16 protein-coding genes are annotated in these 17,729 nt (G+C 46.4%); 4 read left to right on the top strand and 12 right to left on the bottom strand.

The window, feature by feature from the left end; all coding sequences use genetic code 11:
• Positions 1 to 88 precede the first annotated feature (88 nt).
• Both ACAN54_RS14510 and ACAN54_RS14505 read right to left on the bottom strand, forming a co-directional pair.
• Entirely contained in the window at positions 89 to 1,291 is a 1,203-nt protein-coding gene (locus ACAN54_RS14510) for a restriction endonuclease subunit S (RefSeq protein WP_379156089.1), read from the bottom strand.
• The gene (locus ACAN54_RS14505) at positions 1,291 to 2,988 is read right to left on the bottom strand and encodes a class I SAM-dependent DNA methyltransferase (RefSeq protein ID WP_379156086.1); all 1,698 of its coding nucleotides are present in this window, start codon (positions 2,986 to 2,988) and stop codon (positions 1,291 to 1,293) included. Before ACAN54_RS14505 ends, ACAN54_RS14510 begins: the two co-directional genes overlap by 1 nt.
• Positions 2,989 to 3,273: 285 nt before the next feature.
• On the opposite strand from ACAN54_RS14505, the gene kwaA reads away from it, so the two are divergent.
• Together kwaA and ACAN54_RS14495 are read left to right on the top strand one after the other, a co-directional pair.
• Positions 3,274 to 3,819 (top strand): anti-phage protein KwaA, encoded by a 546-nt coding sequence (gene kwaA, locus ACAN54_RS14500; RefSeq protein ID WP_379156083.1) that lies wholly within the window; start codon positions 3,274 to 3,276, stop codon positions 3,817 to 3,819.
• Positions 3,819 to 4,763: a Kiwa anti-phage protein KwaB-like domain-containing protein gene (locus ACAN54_RS14495; protein ID WP_379156081.1), complete on the top strand. Its 945-nt coding sequence runs from the start codon at positions 3,819 to 3,821 to the stop codon at positions 4,761 to 4,763. The genes kwaA and ACAN54_RS14495 overlap by 1 nt, the downstream gene beginning before the upstream one ends.
• Positions 4,764 to 4,898: 135 nt before the next feature.
• Here ACAN54_RS14495 and rlmH read toward each other — a convergent pair whose 3' ends face one another.
• Positions 4,899 to 5,378 carry a 23S rRNA (pseudouridine(1915)-N(3))-methyltransferase RlmH gene (gene rlmH, locus ACAN54_RS14490; RefSeq protein WP_379156078.1) on the bottom strand — a complete coding sequence of 160 codons (480 nt, stop codon included), beginning with the start codon at positions 5,376 to 5,378 and terminating at the stop codon, positions 4,899 to 4,901.
• A 210-nt stretch (positions 5,379 to 5,588) separates the two neighbouring features.
• Between rlmH and infC the strand changes: the two genes are divergently transcribed.
• Positions 5,589 to 6,107 (top strand): translation initiation factor IF-3, encoded by a 519-nt coding sequence (gene infC / locus ACAN54_RS14485; RefSeq protein WP_379156074.1) that lies wholly within the window; start codon positions 5,589 to 5,591, stop codon positions 6,105 to 6,107.
• Positions 6,108 to 6,230: 123 nt separating this feature from the next.
• On the opposite strand, the gene ACAN54_RS14480 is transcribed toward infC, so the two are convergent.
• Complete coding sequence (locus tag ACAN54_RS14480; protein WP_379156071.1) at positions 6,231 to 6,581, bottom strand: ArsR/SmtB family transcription factor; 351 nt, start codon at positions 6,579 to 6,581, stop codon at positions 6,231 to 6,233.
• A 138-nt stretch (positions 6,582 to 6,719) separates the two neighbouring features.
• Here ACAN54_RS14480 and ACAN54_RS14475 point away from each other — a divergent pair, with 138 nt between their 5' ends.
• Positions 6,720 to 8,120, top strand: coding sequence for an MFS transporter (locus tag ACAN54_RS14475; protein WP_379156068.1), 1,401 nt, complete (start codon positions 6,720 to 6,722; stop codon positions 8,118 to 8,120).
• 164 nt (positions 8,121 to 8,284) lie between these two features.
• Here ACAN54_RS14475 and ACAN54_RS14470 read toward each other — a convergent pair whose 3' ends face one another.
• The 8 genes from ACAN54_RS14470 to ACAN54_RS14435 form a co-directional block, all read right to left on the bottom strand.
• Entirely contained in the window at positions 8,285 to 8,452 is a 168-nt protein-coding gene (locus ACAN54_RS14470) for a CxxH/CxxC protein (RefSeq protein WP_074086447.1), read from the bottom strand.
• Between the two features lie 93 nt (positions 8,453 to 8,545).
• Positions 8,546 to 10,330: a M3 family oligoendopeptidase gene (locus tag ACAN54_RS14465; protein ID WP_379156064.1), complete on the bottom strand. Its 1,785-nt coding sequence runs from the start codon at positions 10,328 to 10,330 to the stop codon at positions 8,546 to 8,548.
• Between the two features lie 275 nt (positions 10,331 to 10,605).
• Positions 10,606 to 12,402, bottom strand: a complete 1,797-nt coding sequence (cydC, locus tag ACAN54_RS14460; RefSeq protein WP_379156061.1) for a thiol reductant ABC exporter subunit CydC — start codon at positions 12,400 to 12,402, stop codon at positions 10,606 to 10,608.
• On the bottom strand, positions 12,399 to 14,222 hold the full coding sequence (gene cydD / locus ACAN54_RS14455) for a thiol reductant ABC exporter subunit CydD (RefSeq protein WP_379156059.1): 1,824 nt from the start codon (positions 14,220 to 14,222) through the stop codon (positions 12,399 to 12,401). Before cydD ends, cydC begins: the two co-directional genes overlap by 4 nt.
• Positions 14,222 to 15,238 carry a cytochrome d ubiquinol oxidase subunit II gene (cydB, locus tag ACAN54_RS14450; RefSeq protein WP_379156056.1) on the bottom strand — a complete coding sequence of 339 codons (1,017 nt, stop codon included), beginning with the start codon at positions 15,236 to 15,238 and terminating at the stop codon, positions 14,222 to 14,224. Before cydB ends, cydD begins: the two co-directional genes overlap by 1 nt.
• Complete coding sequence (locus ACAN54_RS14445; protein ID WP_379156053.1) at positions 15,225 to 16,628, bottom strand: cytochrome ubiquinol oxidase subunit I; 1,404 nt, start codon at positions 16,626 to 16,628, stop codon at positions 15,225 to 15,227. Before ACAN54_RS14445 ends, cydB begins: the two co-directional genes overlap by 14 nt.
• A gap of 222 nt (positions 16,629 to 16,850) precedes the next feature.
• On the bottom strand, positions 16,851 to 17,081 hold the full coding sequence (locus ACAN54_RS14440) for a cold-shock protein (protein WP_020425962.1): 231 nt from the start codon (positions 17,079 to 17,081) through the stop codon (positions 16,851 to 16,853).
• 194 nt (positions 17,082 to 17,275) lie between these two features.
• Positions 17,276 to 17,476: a cold-shock protein gene (locus ACAN54_RS14435; RefSeq protein ID WP_019914582.1), complete on the bottom strand. Its 201-nt coding sequence runs from the start codon at positions 17,474 to 17,476 to the stop codon at positions 17,276 to 17,278.
• Positions 17,477 to 17,729 lie beyond the last annotated feature (253 nt).

Genomic DNA, 17,729 nt, shown 5'->3' with positions numbered 1-17,729 from the left:
GCATGTTCCCCCTCGGCATTTCATATGGTTCCTAATTAAATACTACAATCGCTCAAAGTTCTCCTTCGTAGAATAATTCATTTATAATCTAAATCTCTAATTTTCCACTCATTAACCTTGAGCGTAATTGATCCCGTTGTTTGACTAGGTTTAGATTTTTAGTTTGTAGCACTGATTTTTCATTTAAGATTGGCTTGACGTGCACTACGAAATTTTCTAGCACTCTCGAATCTGGAATCAGAGCTTTATATTTCCTCATAAATCCAAGAGCAATAAACTGCTGTGAAGAACCGCCAGCTTGCTGCTTGAAAACTTCTTGTGTAGTAGTGTTTTTCAACAAGCAATACAAAAAACACGTACCTTCATCGTTAAAGGGTTTAATAATAATTACATTCTTTACACTAAAATCAGTATCGTCACCAATTATGCAAATAGAACCTATAGTTCCTATATTAGAAAATAGAATATTTCCTCTTTCCAATCCACTACGTTTGCTTATAGCAATATGGTCCTTTTCAGAGATGTAATACGCTGATGAAAAGTCAATAGTATCTTTGATAATGTGTTTACCTGTAACGAGATAATATCCTGTATCAACCGGCTTTGGCGTATCATGTGTTCCATCCGTAATGTCTGCGATTTGAGATATACTTTTCACTTCCCATCCATCAGGTATCCCCTTTGTGAAGTGGGTAGTTTCATAGCCAGGAAATCGAAACCGTACAAACCATTCTTTATATATTTGCTGTACAGCTTGCTCTAATATCTCTATTCTGCAGTTGTTGTTTTCAATAAGGTCATCATATGCGGATAATATATCTGCTATCTTATTTTGTGTTGGTAATTGTGGAATAATAAATTTTACGCTTAGCATTTTTTCAACACTAAAATTGTCTTGTGTGGCCCCTAATGATAATACTTGCATTTGTTTTTTGAATATATCGAAATAGTATTTTATATAACGAACATCCGCCCTATCTTCATAAGGAATAAAGCCAACAATACTATCAGGGAAACATGCCTCTATTCCAAGAATAGCCGTCTCTGCAATATTGGCAGCAATAGTAATGCACAACGTCCCTTTGCCCCACATTTTGCTCTGTTGGAGTCCCTTATCATTATATGTCTGAGTATACTTTGTTAAATAAAAATTAGCTCTTTTAATATCACCGGTTTGCACAAATGGGTACTCTCCACCATATAGAGAATTATCATCTCTAGGGCGATGCCGTGAACGACCTCTTTTTACTGTTCCTAAATCTGTCAAACTATAAGTCTCTGTTTCCCACATCACTCACTCACCAAAGACAACAGATTTTCCGTTATCTTCCTTTCAAGCTCCTGCGCGGTACTGTTCAGTACTGTCAATTCCTCATTAAGCCGTAGCATCTCTGCATTAAACTCTTCTTTCGTCATGCCATCTTCTTCGATAACTACGCCAACATAACGTCCGGGGTTCAGCGAATAATCCTGCTCAGCTATTCCGTCCTCCCCATCAATCTTCGCAACTTTGCAAAGTCCGATAACATCGCAATATTTACCCTCTGGAAAACGCTCTATTAGCCAGTCTACATTAGACTGCCAATATCTCTTGTCACTTTCCGTTTCAGCATTTTCAAGGTTAGTCTTATAATCATTAATAAGACTGTCAAAGGCTTCTGTCTTGCCCTCATATAATCTTGAGATGATACCGAGATTCTTTATTTGCTCATCACTGAATTTAACGTGCGCTCTATCAATGACAGTAAACACGTTTCTTGCATCAATGAATAGGATCTCATCCTTATTCATCTTCTGTCTGTCAAAGAACCACAGCGTGGCTGGTAAGCTTACTGTACTAAACATGTTCTTGGGCATGGTCAGCATTTGACTGATTAACCCTTCTTCAATGAGCTTCTTCCTAATATCCTTCTCGCTATGACCTGCATCAGATGCAGAGTTCGCCATAACAAGGGCTGCACGTCCTTTTTCATTAAGAGCTGTTGCGAACATATTAATCCAAAGGTAATTACCATTCGGTACGGTTTCGGATTGATCCTTTTGGGCCTTCTTCGTCTTGTTCTGTGGTACACCGTAGGTATTGAAGCGCGGCTGATTCTTAACCGAGTCAAGTTCTACTCCATCCACATTAAACGGAGGATTGGCCATCACATAATCAAAGGCACCCACACAATCATAAGGATCTACATAGTAAGAGTTAGCTTCGGTAATTGTACCTCTAATGTTATTAAGGGCAAGGTTCATTTTTGCAAGTTTAACGGTTGCTCCTGTCTTTTCTACACCATAGGCACGCAAATTGATGTCATTCCCATTTTGTTTATGCTCTTTGATGTAATGCGCTGTCTGGACAAACATCCCCCCAGAACCACAAGCAGGATCTAATATCTTCCCTCCTGTAGGGGCAAGAACCTCAACCATGTAACGCACAACACTTGATGGCGTAAAGAATTCCCCGCCGCCCTGACCTTCTGCAAGAGCAAAGTTACCAAGAAAGTATTCGTATATCTCACCAAATAGATCTATGCTAATGTCCTCTGGAATGTCCTTGAAATTCTTAAGTAGTTTTTTCAAAACGGTCTTGTCTTCCTTACCGTTAACGTTATAATACTCGTCCTTTGGTAAGGTTCCTTCAAGCTCTGATGTAAACTTCTCAACTGCCACCATAGCTTCTTTTACCTTCTGTGCTAAGTTCTCGCTCTCTGGTAAATTAAGAAGATGGTTGTATTTTGCTTCATCGGGAAGATAAAATCCGCATTTTTCAATCGCTATTTCATGTACCTCGCGCTCTATCCGGGTACCTTTTAGTCTATTGTATTCAGCATTAATCTCTTCTTCATATTGTAAATATTTGCTCTCGGCAAAACGCAGGAAGATAAGCCCCAAAATAGGAGTGGCATATTCTGTGGACTTTAGTCCGGAGTTCGCTCTAAGTTGATCCGCAGCTGACCATAAATCTGCTTTTAGTTTCTTGAATTCTTCGTTAGTCATTTGTAAGCCCCTTTGGTTTCAGTTGATGCAATGCAGTTCTTTTACTCCAATCCATAAACAGTAAATTACTTATTGATACCTCAAAACAGTTCATCATTTTTCCTCTAATGAGGGATGCTCATCTGTATTAACTTGCTTCATCTATTATATATCAACAATGTTAATATTTGCAGACTGACTTTACCATTAAGAGATCCTTCTAATAACCTAACATGAGTTTCAAATAATAATATAATTGTTGAAAGGTTACATCTATTACCATATTATTGAAACAGGGGTGAACAAATGCGTACTTGGGTAAAAGCTGTCTTGTTTCTAAGTTCAGTTTCACCGATGTTTTTCATTTTATTTGTACAGAACTTCAACTTTGAGAAAGTATTTGGGTTTTCTAATGCAAGGCCCTCATTATTTTTAATAAATCCTATTATCGAATGGACGTTTCTAGGGTTTATAGTTATACCCAATTTAGTTTTGTTCATTATTATGAGGAGGAGTACCGGAAATACACCATTGAGTTGTACAGTAAACACTATTCATACAAAAAGTAGCGAAGTTCTTAACTATTTTGCCACATATGTAATTCCTCTTCTTTCCTTTAAGACCGACAAAATAAACGACATTATAGTATTTGCTCTTCTACTTATCGTTTTAACTATTATCTACACGCATACCAATATGTTTTTTATAAATCCAGTTTTAATACTGTTCCGTTACCGTATCATTGAAATAAATCAATCCATTATTCTGATCACAAAATCAGATCTTCGTATAGGTGACACAGTTGAAATAAATAGTATCGACAATAAAATATATCTTGGGGTGAAAATATAGTGACGACACTGGGTGAACTGGAACAGCTAAAAAGACGTTTGGAGCAAGCAAATAATAAACGTGCTCATTTATATTTCATTCTTAAAGAAAGGAGAAATGCACCGATCCCGTTTTCCGTTTATAAGACTGTTCATACACCCACTCTTTCAACAGCCTTCTTTGACATGTTTAAACTTACACTTGATGAATTATTAGTTCATCAAGTAAACATTGTTCCCTATGATATAAACATGGATACAACTGAATCCTTTCAGTGCATTCCTGTGGAGAATGTTACTCATGCTCCCCAAATTAATCAGCCTATTTTAAATGATGAGACCACTGAAATATTCGAAAACGTGGATGAGACTACCTTAAAGAAAATGTGGGCATACGCAGTCAAAGTTAGTTTTGATAATGAGCATATTATCTACTATCGTAAATATAGTCCCGGAAAAATTTTACGTCCTGGTGTATTTAATGCAATTGCATATAACGGCGGTCGTTTTTCACGTGTGGAAGAGAACATTTTCCAGATACCCAACGATGTTGATGCATTTTGTTTTAATAACGACATTGTTATTATGCAACCCATGAATTTCGAACGTATCTTCGGATATGAGGAATTATATGAAGCCGCCTCTCAAAATGCACTACAGCAAATTGCCGCAACTCATAATTACGTTAATATGACTGACCTGAATACTTTTGTTGGTACTGATGGGCGAAAGAAGAGGAAGTTAGCTGCTATTCTAAACAACGGACTTATTCCACAAATGGGTTTCAATCAAATTTGCACAACAATTCAACACTATAATCTCGATATACAGATTGACCAAGCCAATCAAGAATTTACAATCACATCAAAAAATGCTTTTCTTTTTTTAAAAGCACTAAACGACGATTATCTGCGTTCAGAGATAACAACAAATCGATATGAAATCTCATCTAAGCGAAGAACCTGAGATTTATAAAAAAAGGACCACTCTGTTGAAGAGTAACCTTCGTACACTTGTCGAGCAATCGTTAATAAATTTAATATCATTGAAAGACCGCAATTACCCCAACCAAATAAATTATACTTACATAAAATTTAGCCGTCATTTATGATACGGTTCTCCCCGATTTATCTTCACCGCGCGATAAATCTGCTCTACCAGCACCAGCCGCATGAGCTGATGGGGCAGCGTCATGCGGCCGAAGCTCATGCGCTGCTGGGCGCGGCGCATCACGTCATCGGAGAGCCCGTGGCTCCCTCCGATGACGAAGACGACATGGCTCGTCCCATAGGTGCCGAGCCGGTCGATCTCGGCGGCAAGCTCTTCCGAGCTCCAGAGCTTGCCGTCGATCGCGAGCGCAATGACATGCGCCTCGCTCTTGATATGCGCGAGGATACGCTCGCCCTCGCGCACCTTCACCTGAACAACCTCAGCCGTGCTGAGGTTGTCAGGTGCCTTCTCATCCGCCACCTCAATCATCTGGAACTTGAGGTATGGCGTCAGCCGCTTGGCATACTCCGCGATGCCGAGAGTCAAATACTTTTCCTTCAATTTGCCTACTCCGATAATTTGTATGAACATAAATCCTCCATGGTCTGCATATGTGTTTGAGCCGTTTATTCTCTGCTATATCTGTCTGAACACATCTACGCTAAGTCTTTTGGACAGTTATACTCAGAATTATATCATTAATGCCAGATTCTCTGCTCCTTACCCGTAATCGAAATTGAACCCCCAGCGAGTTCCGTATATGATAGCTATAGATTATTATACCCAGGGGGTTCACTTATAATGGCAGTCTTAATCAATGAACAAATTAGAGCGTCTGAGGTTGTCCTTACCGGACTGAAGGGTGAGAAGCTGGGCGTAGTTACTAGAGAGGAGGCGTTGGCCATGGCCCGGTCCGCAGGAGCGGATCTGGTCTGTACCTCGCTGATGAGCAGCCCGCCGCCCTGCAGCCTCATGGCCAAGGGCAAAGCCAAATCGGCAGCGCAGAAAGATAACACCGCTCGCAAGCCAGCTTCAGGCCGAACACCAGCGGGTCCGGGCGGCAAGGAGAAGGTGAAAGAATTGCGCTTCACCGCTCATATTGAGGAGCATGACTATGATACGAAGCTACGTCAGGCGGACAAGCATCTGCGCTCCGGGAAGCCGGTGCTGCTGGTAGTCAAGGCCTCCGGCGCGAAGGAAGCCGCTGCATCCAAGGCCGTGATCGAACGGCTGCTCGCTGATCTGAAGGAAGTAGGTACTAAAGACACCGGCATCCAGTATGGCGGCAAGGGCTCGCAGGTGAAGGTGAATCCGCGCTGAAGCACTAGTTATATAAAAGAAGCAGCAAAAGACAAAGCCTACAGTGGCTTTGTCTTTTTTACACCCCAGGAATGTAGACGTTGTCTTGTTCTTTATCGTATACCCTTTTATTGAGTACCCGCCTTAGTGACTACTCTCCTCTGACTCCGTCACCCACACAGGCTGTTCTGCCGCCTCATAGGCACTGAGCACAGAATCCAGCAATCCTGGAAAACGTGCATTCAAATCCTCCGTACGCAAGGACAGCATACGCTGGGTACCTTGAACACGGGTATGGACAACCCCTGCTTCGCGCAGCGTCCGGGCATGATGGGACATCGTCGATTTGGCGACAGGCACATTGAAGCAGTTGCAGGCCTGTTCGCCGTTATGATGAATATCTGAAATGATGGACAAGCGAATTGGATCACTAAGTGCATACAGTACGGAGGCAAGCTGAATATCCTTACGCTCCGGATGAAAAAGTATCTTCATGGATCAATATCCCCTTTAGCATACCGATGGATGCTAGAAATAGTTGTGCTCCTAATTGCATTTTATATCAGCCCATGCTATATTTCAAATGTTCGATGATAATCGAAATATAAAATAATATATAGGAGTGGTCATCACATGGAATCAGTACCTAACATCTCCGCTACAGCGGAAAATAAAGATTCAGCAGTGGAAGCCACTCTTCCCAGAGAAGGGCTGTTGACGCTTCTATTCAGTGTTGCGGTTGTTCTTGTCATTATGAATACGGCGATGTTCAATCTGGCGCTGCCTGATGTGACAGAGTCTTTTGGTATCTCAGCCTCTGCCGCCTCATGGATCGTGACCGGGTATTCCATTATGTTCTCCATTGCATCGATTACCTACAGTAGACTATCTGACTTCCTGCCGATCCGCAGGCTGCTGACGATCGGCCTGCTGACACTCGGATTCGCAGCGATTGCCGGATTCCTCAGCACGAACTTCATCTTCCTCTTGATCGTCCGGATCGTGCAGGCTTCCGGGGCCGGAGCTGTCATGTCGCTGTCACTAGTTCTGTTCACCCGTTATGTTCCGTTGGACCGCCGCGGCAAGGCAATGGCTACCATAATGTCAGCTGTTTCGCTTGGCCTGGGACTCGGTCCCGTTGCAGGCGGTGCCATTACCCAGTACTTTGGCTGGAACTGGCTGTTTGCCGTTACTGCATTTATCCTGCTGCTTGTACCGCTGTTTCTGGTTCTGCTGCCGAAGGAGCTACCGAGTCGCGGTTCTTTTGACGCCGTTGGAGGGATCTTCCTCGGAATCGGCACCACCGGGCTTCTGCTGTTCCTAACCAGTGGGCTATGGATTGCTCTGATAGCCGGCATAGCCGCAATTATCTTGTTCGTCAGCCGGATACGGACCACTCCTGATCCGTTTGTCATGCCTGCTCTATTCAAGAACCGCTCCTACCTGGTACTTTCCCTGGTCGGGATCGCTTCATACCTATGCAGCTTTGCAACCTTGTTCCTGCTGCCACAGATTCTGGTTCACCGTTTTGGATTTAGCGCGAGCCATGCCGGATTCGTGATTTTCCCCGGTTCTCTGCTTGCCATTATTGTATCCCGGTCCGTAGGCCGGATCATTGACCGCTTCGGCAACGGAGGTATTCTGCGCTTTGTGCCGCTGCTTGTACTGACGGCTACCGTTTTATTTGCCCTCTTCGCCGGACATTCGTGGGTGGCGGTGATGTTCGTGTACATGATTATGAGTCTGGCCTTTACCACGCTCTCCAGTGGGGTATCCAACGAAATCTCTCGTATTTTGCCTTCCTCACAGATTGGTTCCGGGATGGGGCTGTTCCAGCTGCTGCAGTTCTTCAGTGGCGCGTTTGGCGTCGCCATGGCCGCCAGTGCGCTGGAGTGGCAGCGTGGCCTCTCCCTGTCAACGGCTTACTCCAACATTTACTGGGGGCTTTCCATTGCTGCACTCATTGCCATCGCCTCAGCCTTTATATACCGCCGGGGCAGCAGCAACGGGATGAAGGAAATATTTGAGGCGTAAGCCGATAGTACCACCATACAGTCTATATACCAAAATACCCTGCAGCTCACTTTCACAGCTGCAGGGTATACCTGATTAAGCGTGACCGATAACCCGGATGCGTGAACATCCGGCTATGGACATCTTTTGATTAGTTAATTGAATTGTCATGAAGCACACAGGCTCTAGACTACCAGAACCTCTGCATTCTTATCGCATTCCGCACATTTCGCCGGGGGATCCCAGTCAGAGAACTCAGTTTCCTTCAGGTCCACAATATCCGGTGCATCCTCGAACTCGTCCACAAATTTGTCGATGGCCAGTTCCACATGTTCCTTACACACTACATACATTCGATCAAGCATCCCTTTCTGTATCGCTGCGGTATATACTCCTTCTACTGTTCTACCACACTTCACCACAAAAAGGAACTCCCGCCGCAGAGTTTACACACTCTCCACAAACTTCTGAACATCTTCCGCGATCAATGCCAGCGCATCCCGCCAGAACTCTGGTGAATCAACATCAATATTCATGAGCTGTGCAGCGTCAGCAATGTTGTTTTTGCCGGTAGCTGCCAGGAAAGACCGGTAACGCTCCACGAATGGTTCCCCTTGCTTCTTATACTGTGCATACAGACCCTTAGAGAATAACAGACCGAAGGAATAGGGGAAATTCAGAAATTCATTACCTGCCATATAATACCCGGCTTTGCTGATCCACTGGTAAGGATGAATAGAGTCAGGGTCCACGCTATCGCCATAAGCAGCTGCCATCGATTCATGCATCAGGTCATTCAGTTCCTCGACGGACAGAGCACCGGATCGTCTCCGTTCGTACAGCTGGCTCTCGAATAAGTAGCGGGCATAGAAATCGACAATGTAATATCCCGCATCGGATAGGCTCCGTTCCAGAATGGACCGGGTCTCACTTTTTGGTGCCACCTTCCCCAGCTCCTGATGAATGAGACTTTCACAAAAAATCGACGCCGTTTCCGCGATCGGTATCGGATAATCAGTATTCACCATAGTCTCACCAGTAAGACAGCTGCTATGGTAGGCATGCCCGATTTCGTGCGCCAGTATACTGACATCGATATAATTCCCCGTAAAGCAGGTGATGATCCGGCTTTCTCCGATTGGAAAAATATCGACGCACAAGCCGAAATTCCCTTTGCCCGCTCTTGGCTCGGCATCGATCCAGCGCTGCTTGAACACTTTAGCAGCGAATTCACCTAATTCTGTGCTAAATGCACTGAAACCGGAGACAATCACGTCTCTTGCTTCCAGGTAGGTGATTTGGGCTGAACACTCTCCGACGATCGGAGCAAAAATATCATAAAACGGCAGCTGGCCGGAATGGCCGAGCAGCTCTGCCTTTTTCAAATAGTATTGATGAAAGACGGGTAGACTCTCCTCAATGGCGTTCAGCATGACGGTCAGTGTTTTCTGGTCCATTCTTGATGCCGTCAATACTTTGTGCAGCGGAGAATCATACCCTCTCAGCTCATAGACCGCAGCCGCTTCTCCGCTAACGGAGTTCAGACAGGCCGCACTCTGTTCCGCTACATTCCGGCACGCTTCATGCTCAGCTTCAGAAGCTGCTTTTCTCACCTGTGCGTCTCCGTCATAGACCAGATTCCGCAATTCTGCTAAGGACAAGCTCCGAGCTTCTTCACTGATCCTGATGTCCATGCGGAGTGTGGATAATGTCTGCATATACAGCCTCTCCCAGGCTTTGGAACCGGTACGCTGCAGCCTCGCAATAACTGCTTCCCCCTCTTCACCCAGCAAATGGACAGATTGCCGTTGCAGTCCGTACAGATAGAATTCATGCTCGGCAAGATAAGCGGACGAACCGATGGTAGAGTGCAGATCTGTGATATTTGCCAGCCACTTGCTGAAGTCTGCATGAACTTCTCCGGCCGCTGCTGCCGTGTCCTCGAGCTCATCCATTCTGTTAACGGCATCCATATTGCTGCTGTCCATGCTGAACCTTAGCTCCGCATAGCTGAATAGACGGAGGTAGATACTTTTATAATCATTATATTCCCGCAAAAATTGCTCCATTGCTTCCGCTGCAGCTCTGTCGTTATGTATACGGTTATGCAGATGTTCTGCACGCCATTGTTTTAATCTCTCAGCATACTCTACCAGAAGCTCAAGGTCCTGATGGAACTTCTCCGACTCAAAAGAAGGGTATATGCTTTCCAGCTCCCATGTTAAATCCATATTATTTTCTCCCCTTTTTTGAGATACGCGGATAATGTAATTTGGTATTTTTATAGAGCAGCCGAACTCACATGATTCCACCTCATCCGATAATATGGTTAATCCATCCAATTGTATCACAACTGATAATATTCTGATCACTCCATTACCTTAACCGCTGTTTCAGCGAGAATGATACGGATGATTGACAGCGTGCCTATAAATCCTCATTTTTTCAAAAAAAGGCCCCTTCCACCCATAGCCGGGCAAAAGGAGCCTTGTAAGATATATATGACTCAATCCCCTGTCCGCTTCGCAAGGAACTCTGCCGGACGGTCCAGCTCATACAATCTGCGGTAGCGTGCTTCACGGGCCATCAATTCCGCATGGGTGCCGCGCATCTCCACCACCCCATTCTCCATGAAAATCACCTCATCCATCTGCTCTGCACCCACCAGATGGTGTGTTACCCAGATCAGCGTCTTATCCGCCAACGCGTCGAACATGGTTGCCAGCAGTTCACGTTCTGTCCGCGGATCAAGCCCCACTGTCGGCTCATCAAGCACGACGACCGGAGTATTCTGCAGCAGAATACGGGCGAGTGCGATCCGCTGGCGTTCTCCGCCGGAGAAGCGCTGTCCGGCTTCGCGCACGGGAGTATCATACCCCTGAGGCAGTGAGGAGATCAGGTTATCCAGATGGGCCAGTTCTCCGGCCCCTTTGACCTCTGCATCCGAAGCGTCCGGGGCGCCTAGCCGGATATTATTCGCCACTGTTGTATCGAACAGATGGGGGGTCTGGTTAAGGACGGCAATCAACTTCGGAATGTTCTCCCCATAAGCAGAAGCATCGATGCCATTAATTACGGCAGAACCGATAGAAGGTCTGATCACACCTTGAATCACCTTCAGCAGCGTAGACTTGCCTGCTCCACTGCGGCCGATAATGGCAATCTTCCTGCCCTGCGGAATGGAAAGAGTCAGATCCTGAATGGACCAGTCATCTCCGGTAGTATAACGGTATCCTGCATTTTTTAACTGAATATGTGCCTGCCGGGTTTCCTTGATCGTCTTCACGGCAGCTTCTGCAAGGGCTCTCGCCTCCACACTGCTTGCTTCATCCGATTCGGAAGTAATCCCCCCCGCTGACTCCACTTGATTCAGCCGCTCCAGCGAGTTACGGTACTGTGGAATTTTCTCTACCGCATCCGAGACGGGCAGGAAAGCATCAGCCACCGGGAATACTACCAGCACGAACGCCGCAATGAGTGTGCCGGCGATAGCGCCACTCTGGTACTCTCCGGCAGCCCAATAGATAACGGACACAACGGCGATGCCGACAACCGCCTGTCCAAGGAACATCCGGATACGCGCCCATCTGCGGAGTGCTCCGTCGGTACGGGCAACCTCCTTCTCGTCGGCCTCATAAGTGGCCACGAACTGGTTCTGCCGTCCGCTAATCACCCAGTCTCCCATCCCCAGCACGGCATCGGTCAGCTTCTGGTAGAGCCGGTTGCGTTCCTGTTTGACCATCCGCTGCCGCGATTGTGTGAGCAGCAGCGAGATCAGCGGGAGGACAATTACAATCACCAGCATATAGAGCCCCATCAACAGTGCGAAGGCCACATCAAACGTACCGAGCGAAATAATAGCAGCCGCATAGATCAAGAGAGCAATAATACTTGGAAATACGGTACGCAAGTACACATTCTGCAAATATTCAATATCATCGGCGAGCATTCCCAGAATATCTCCGGTACGGAAGCGCGAAGAAAGGAAAAGTGCCTGTGGCTCCAAAATGTTGTACAGCCGGATACGCATCTTGGAGAGAATCCGCAAAATTGTATCATGAGAGACCAGGCGCTCCACATAGTGAATCACCGCCCGGCTTGTTCCAAAGGTACGCACACCAACGATAGGCACATAGATCATCAGAATATTTTCCGGTGGGATGGATGCCTTGGAGATCAGAAACCCGGAAGTGTACATCAGGGAGGAGGCTGAGAAAATCGTCAGCGCACCTAGGACTATAATCAGCAGAAACCGCCAGAAATAGGTATTAAAATAGGGAGCAAACCATCCTTCACGTTTCAATGGATTCCCTCCAATTGACTTTGAATAAGCTCATAATAGGCACCCCTGCGGGCGACAAGCTCTTGATGTGTGCCAACCTCGGCCACCTGTCCCTGCTTCATGACAACAATGATATCCATATCGATCATCCAGTGCAGCCGGTGGGTGGCCAGAAAGACCAGCTTTCCTTCAAAAAGCGGCAGCATCGTTTCCTTCAGCTCATACTCCGTCTCAATATCCAGATGAGCAGTCGGCTCATCCAGCAGCATAACCGGACGACTGCTTAGGAGTGCGCGGGCCAATGCTACACGCTGCTCCTGTCCACCGCTAAGCGAACGCCCTCCGCCGCCAATCATCTCATCCAGTCCGCCCGGAAGTGACGCAACCAGCTTCGCTAATCCAGCGGCGGCGACCACTCCCGCAACCGCCTCATTTGTAGCCTCAGGATAATAGAACCGGACGTTATCCGCTAGTGTGCCGCTAAAAATATAAGGCCGCTGCGGAATATAGACGGTCTGCTGGCGCCATCCCTCATCCGTTAGTGCACTCACCTGGTTACCATTCACTTTAATCGTACCGGACGTAGGATGCAGGAATCCTCCCAGAATATCTACCAGCGTAGATTTCCCAGCACCACTTTCACCAATAATGCCGATTTTGGCATTCCCTCTGAACTCCAGATCCACACCGGAGAGCGAAGCGATCCCGTCAGCTTCATATTTCACGCCTACTCGATGTAGTTCAAGAACGCTGTCCTTCTGCCAGGCGAAGACATCCCTGAATGGTGCAGTTCTGCCGGAAGCCGGAGTCCCTTTACCATCACCTGTTACCGTTCCAGCTGTGCCTCCAGTTCCAGCTACTATTATGTCACCAGCCGGATTCAACAGCTTAGCTTCTACTGTCTCCCGATCAATAATACTCTTCATGGCTTCTCCGGCTTCTTTGCCGTCAAGAGTAGCATGGAAGTCCGCTCCGACCAGCCGGACCGGCAGGAAATATTCTGGTGCCAGAATCAGAATAGTGAGTCCGGTGACCAGCGTCATCTGTTCATTCACCAGGCGGAGGCCGAGACTTACCGCCACAGAAGCCACAGACAGCATCGTGAAGAAATCCATGGCGAACGAAGACAGAAAAGCTACGCGAAGCGTGCGCATGGTCGCAGAACGGTAGCGGTCACTTACTGCCGCAATACTCGCACTGTGGCTGCGGCTGCGCCCGAGAAATTTTAATGTTTCGAGTCCGCGCAGTGAATCCACAAAGTGATTGGACAGGGTGCGGTATGACTTCAATTGACGGTCCATCTGCTTACGGGCCGTCATCCCGATTAGAATCATAAAGACAATAATGATCGGCATCGTCAACGTAAGAATAACACCACTGGAGGTATCCAAGGTGTAGACGTACACCAGCAGCATGGCCGGCGTGACCGCCATCCCTACCATTCGCGGAATAATCAGTTCCAGATAAGTCCGGAACTTCGTGACTCCTTCAAGTACTAGCGTAACCAGATCTCCGGTCCCCCGGTCGCCCGCCAGCCTCGGTCCCAGCTGGAACAGCTTCTCCATCATTTGTCTCCGCATACTGCTGCCCGTCGCTTCCGCGAAGCGGTAAGACACACGGCTCATCAGCAGGGCACTCGCATGACGCACCAGAAACGCAAGAAGGAACAAGAGCGATTTCGCCCCTTGTTCCTTCAGCGGTTCTCCCGCAAATAGCGCAGAGACAACTTCCGCCAGCGATTTCGCCAGCAAAAGTATGGATAGGCTTTGCACCAGGGTAAGGAAGCCCACGATCAGAAAGACCGGCTTAACTCCTTTGTACCCAAGCAAATTTTTATCCATTAGTATTCAAGATGCTCCTTCTCGTGAACCCGTTTATGAAAGACGAAATAGCTCCAGATCTGATAACCCAGCACGAACGGAAGCAGCGACAGCGCCACAATCGTCATTACTTTCAAGGAATAATGGCCGGAAGCAGCATTCGTGATCGTCAGATTAAAAGCTTGATCCAGTGAGCTGATCATAACCCGCGGGAACAATCCAACAAAGATAGAGATTACCGATAAGGCCATCACTGCACCTGTCATTCCGAAGGCTAGCCCATCTTTCTTCTTGCTCATGAAATAGCCGGACAGCACATAAGCAGCAACACCTAAGATTACAATTACAAACAGCAGTGCTCCGCGTTTCTCGAATATATCTGTCATGTAATAAGTCATGACCACAAAAGCGAGCAACAGCGCAGCCAGCGGGAACAGCAGCTTTTGTGCCATCTTACGGGCCCGTTCCTGCAGATCACCTACCGTGCGAAGCGTAGTGAACATCAGTCCGTGCACCAGGCACAGCAGCACTACAGTAATTCCAGCTACTACAGTATAACCATTTACAATATCGAAGAATCCGGCATACATCTGCATATCCCCGTCGATCGGCAGCCCCTTAATGAAGCTGGCGAACACTACGGCAAGCAGGAATGGTGGCAAGAAGCTTCCGAAGAAAATGCAGACATCCCATGTTCTTTTCCAAGCCAGCGAGTCCCGTTTACCTCTGAATTCAAAGGCGACACCACGGGCAATCAGCGCCAGCAGCGCGAACACGAACGGAATGTAGAATCCACTGAATAGTGTTGCATACCAGTGCGGGAAGGCGGCGAACATGGCGCCTGCGCCAGTAATCAGCCACACTTCATTCGCATCCCAGAACGGTCCGATTGAGTTAATCAGTACCCGGCGCTCCGTATCATTCTTCGCTAATATCTGGGTTTCCATCCCTACACCGAAGTCAAATCCCTCCAGGAAGAAAAAGCCGACAAACAGCACAGCAATCAGCACAAACCATAATTCATTAAGAGAAAGCATGGGATCCCTCCTTGTTATACGGATCATGGGATTCGCCGTGATCGTTATCCATGGCGTAAGGGCCTTTCTTGATCACCTTGATGAACAAGCCAACCAGTACCAAACCAAGAATGGCATAGATTGCTGTAAAAGAAATTACTGAGAACAACACCTGTCCGCTCGTAATATTAGGGGATACACTATCCTCTGTAGTCATTAACCCAAATACCGTCCATGGCTGACGACCCATCTCGGTCATAATCCAGCCCGAAGTATTAGCAATTGGCGGAAGCAGCAGCCCCCAGAGCATAAAACGCATGAACCAGGTGTTCGGGCGTTCCATCTTCTTGCGCCACATCAGGTAGACGGCGTATACTCCCAGCAGAATCATAAGCGAGCCTGCAGCAACCATGATCCGGAAGCTCCAGAAGGTTGTGCGAACCGGTGGAATATAATCCCCAGGACCATAGGCCTGTTCATATTCAGCCTGCAGTGTGTTCATCCCTTTGACAGATCCCGAAAACTTACTGTAAGAGAGAAAACTCAGCATATATGGGATTTTCACTTCATGAGAGCTTATTTTATTCTCTGGATCAATCGTTGCAAAAACCGTCCATGCAGCAGGGTCACCACTGTCATCCCATAGTCCCTCGGAAGCGGCCATCTTCATAGGTTGGGTATCTACCAGATACTGCGCCTGGGCATGTCCCGCAATGGCTACACCGAACGATGAAATAATGCCGACAATCGCAGCAATTTCAAAAGATTTGCGGAAAAAGGAAACATCCTGCTTCTTCAGCAATTTATATGCACTAATTCCCGTAACCAGGAAGGCGCCTGTCGCGTACGCGGCAAGAACCGTATGTGGGAACTCGACCAGCAATTGTCCATTGGTAATTAATGCCCAAATGTCATTCATCTCAGCCCGTCCATTATTGACAGCAAATCCTACCGGATGCTGCATGAATGAGTTAGCGAGCAGAATCCAGAAAGCCGAGAACATAGTTCCAAGCGCTACCAGCCAAATCGAGAGCAGGTGAACACGTTTGGATACTTTATCCCAGCCAAAAATCCAGATTCCAATAAACGTAGACTCCAGAAAGAAGGCTAGCAGCGCTTCAATCGCGAGTGGAGCTCCAAATACATCACCGACAAAACGCGAATAGTCCGACCAGTTCATTCCGAACTGAAATTCCTGCAGAATTCCTGTTACTACGCCCACAGCGAAGTTAATCAGGAAAAGCTTCCCCCAGAACTGGGCCATCCTTTTGTACTCATCATTTCCTTTTCTTACATACATCGTCTCCATGATTGCAATTAAAAGCGCGAGTCCAATTGACACTGGTACAAAGAAATAATGAAAAATTGTCGTCGACGCAAATTGTAATCGCGACAGCATCACTGTATCCATATTTCTCCCCTTCCTTCTCCCCATTCGATATGTCTATTTTGTCAAAAATCCAAAGGGTTAAGTGTGATAATAATCACATTATACACCCTGTTTGGGCTTAAAATTCAATAAATTTGTGACAAATATCACAATATTGCGTTTGGAAAGCAAAAAAAATAAGACGGTTTCACCGTCTTGAATGTGTTCATTATTCTATAGAAGCTTGACTCATAAAGGCATTGGTTAGGTAATGGAAATACCCTTCTTCAGCGATTTCAAATCGCCATTGGAATTGAGCAGCTGCGGCAGCATCTTCATACTGCGCTCCATAGGGGAGTGACAGAGACGGCAAGAAGGCGCATGTTCAAATGCGAAATTATCCCTCATCCATCCATTACATCCATCATTGGTACAGGCCCAAATTGCGGTATTTTCTTCCGGTACTTCCTCCAAAGGCTTCTTCCGGTAGTTCATTGCCGTTCCTCCCTTCCTTTATGTCACAAGTTGAGAATCCAGACAAGTAGAAACGACATTGCCGTCCTTGATGTTAAGGACGGCAACCGTTTCACGAGTAATATAAGGGACCGATATTGCATGAAGCATATAATTCCTTATATTTGAAAAAAAGACCGTCCCAACTTTCACAAGCGGGGACGGACCTTCTATTATTACAGTTTTACAACGTTTTCGGCTTGTGGTCCACGGTTGCCTTGAACAACGTTGAATTCAACGCGTTGGCCTTCGTCCAAAGTTTTGAAGCCGTCGCCAGTGATTGCGCTGAAGTGAACGAATACGTCGCTTCCGCCTTCAACTTCGATGAAACCGAATCCTTTTTCTGCGTTGAACCATTTAACTGTACCTGTTTGCATGTGTGTTACCTCCACAAATTTAAATTAATATGTTCTTTTTATCTTCAAACAAAGAAAAAATTCACACATTGAGAAAGGCTGTAATTCATGTGACAACCCTTTTCAATACGAAAATTAGGTATCATTTGTATGAATAATTTTATGTTACCACACCTTTATAACAAAGGCAAGCTATCACATCCGAATTTCTCCTTATTTTCACTAATTAGGCTAACTTTCCAATGTAAGGGCTACCAGTTAGGTTAAGTTATAT

This window comes from Paenibacillus diazotrophicus, from assembly GCF_042610465.1.
Note: the sequence above shows the minus strand (reverse complement) of the source record. Positions and strands in the feature narration are given on the sequence as shown.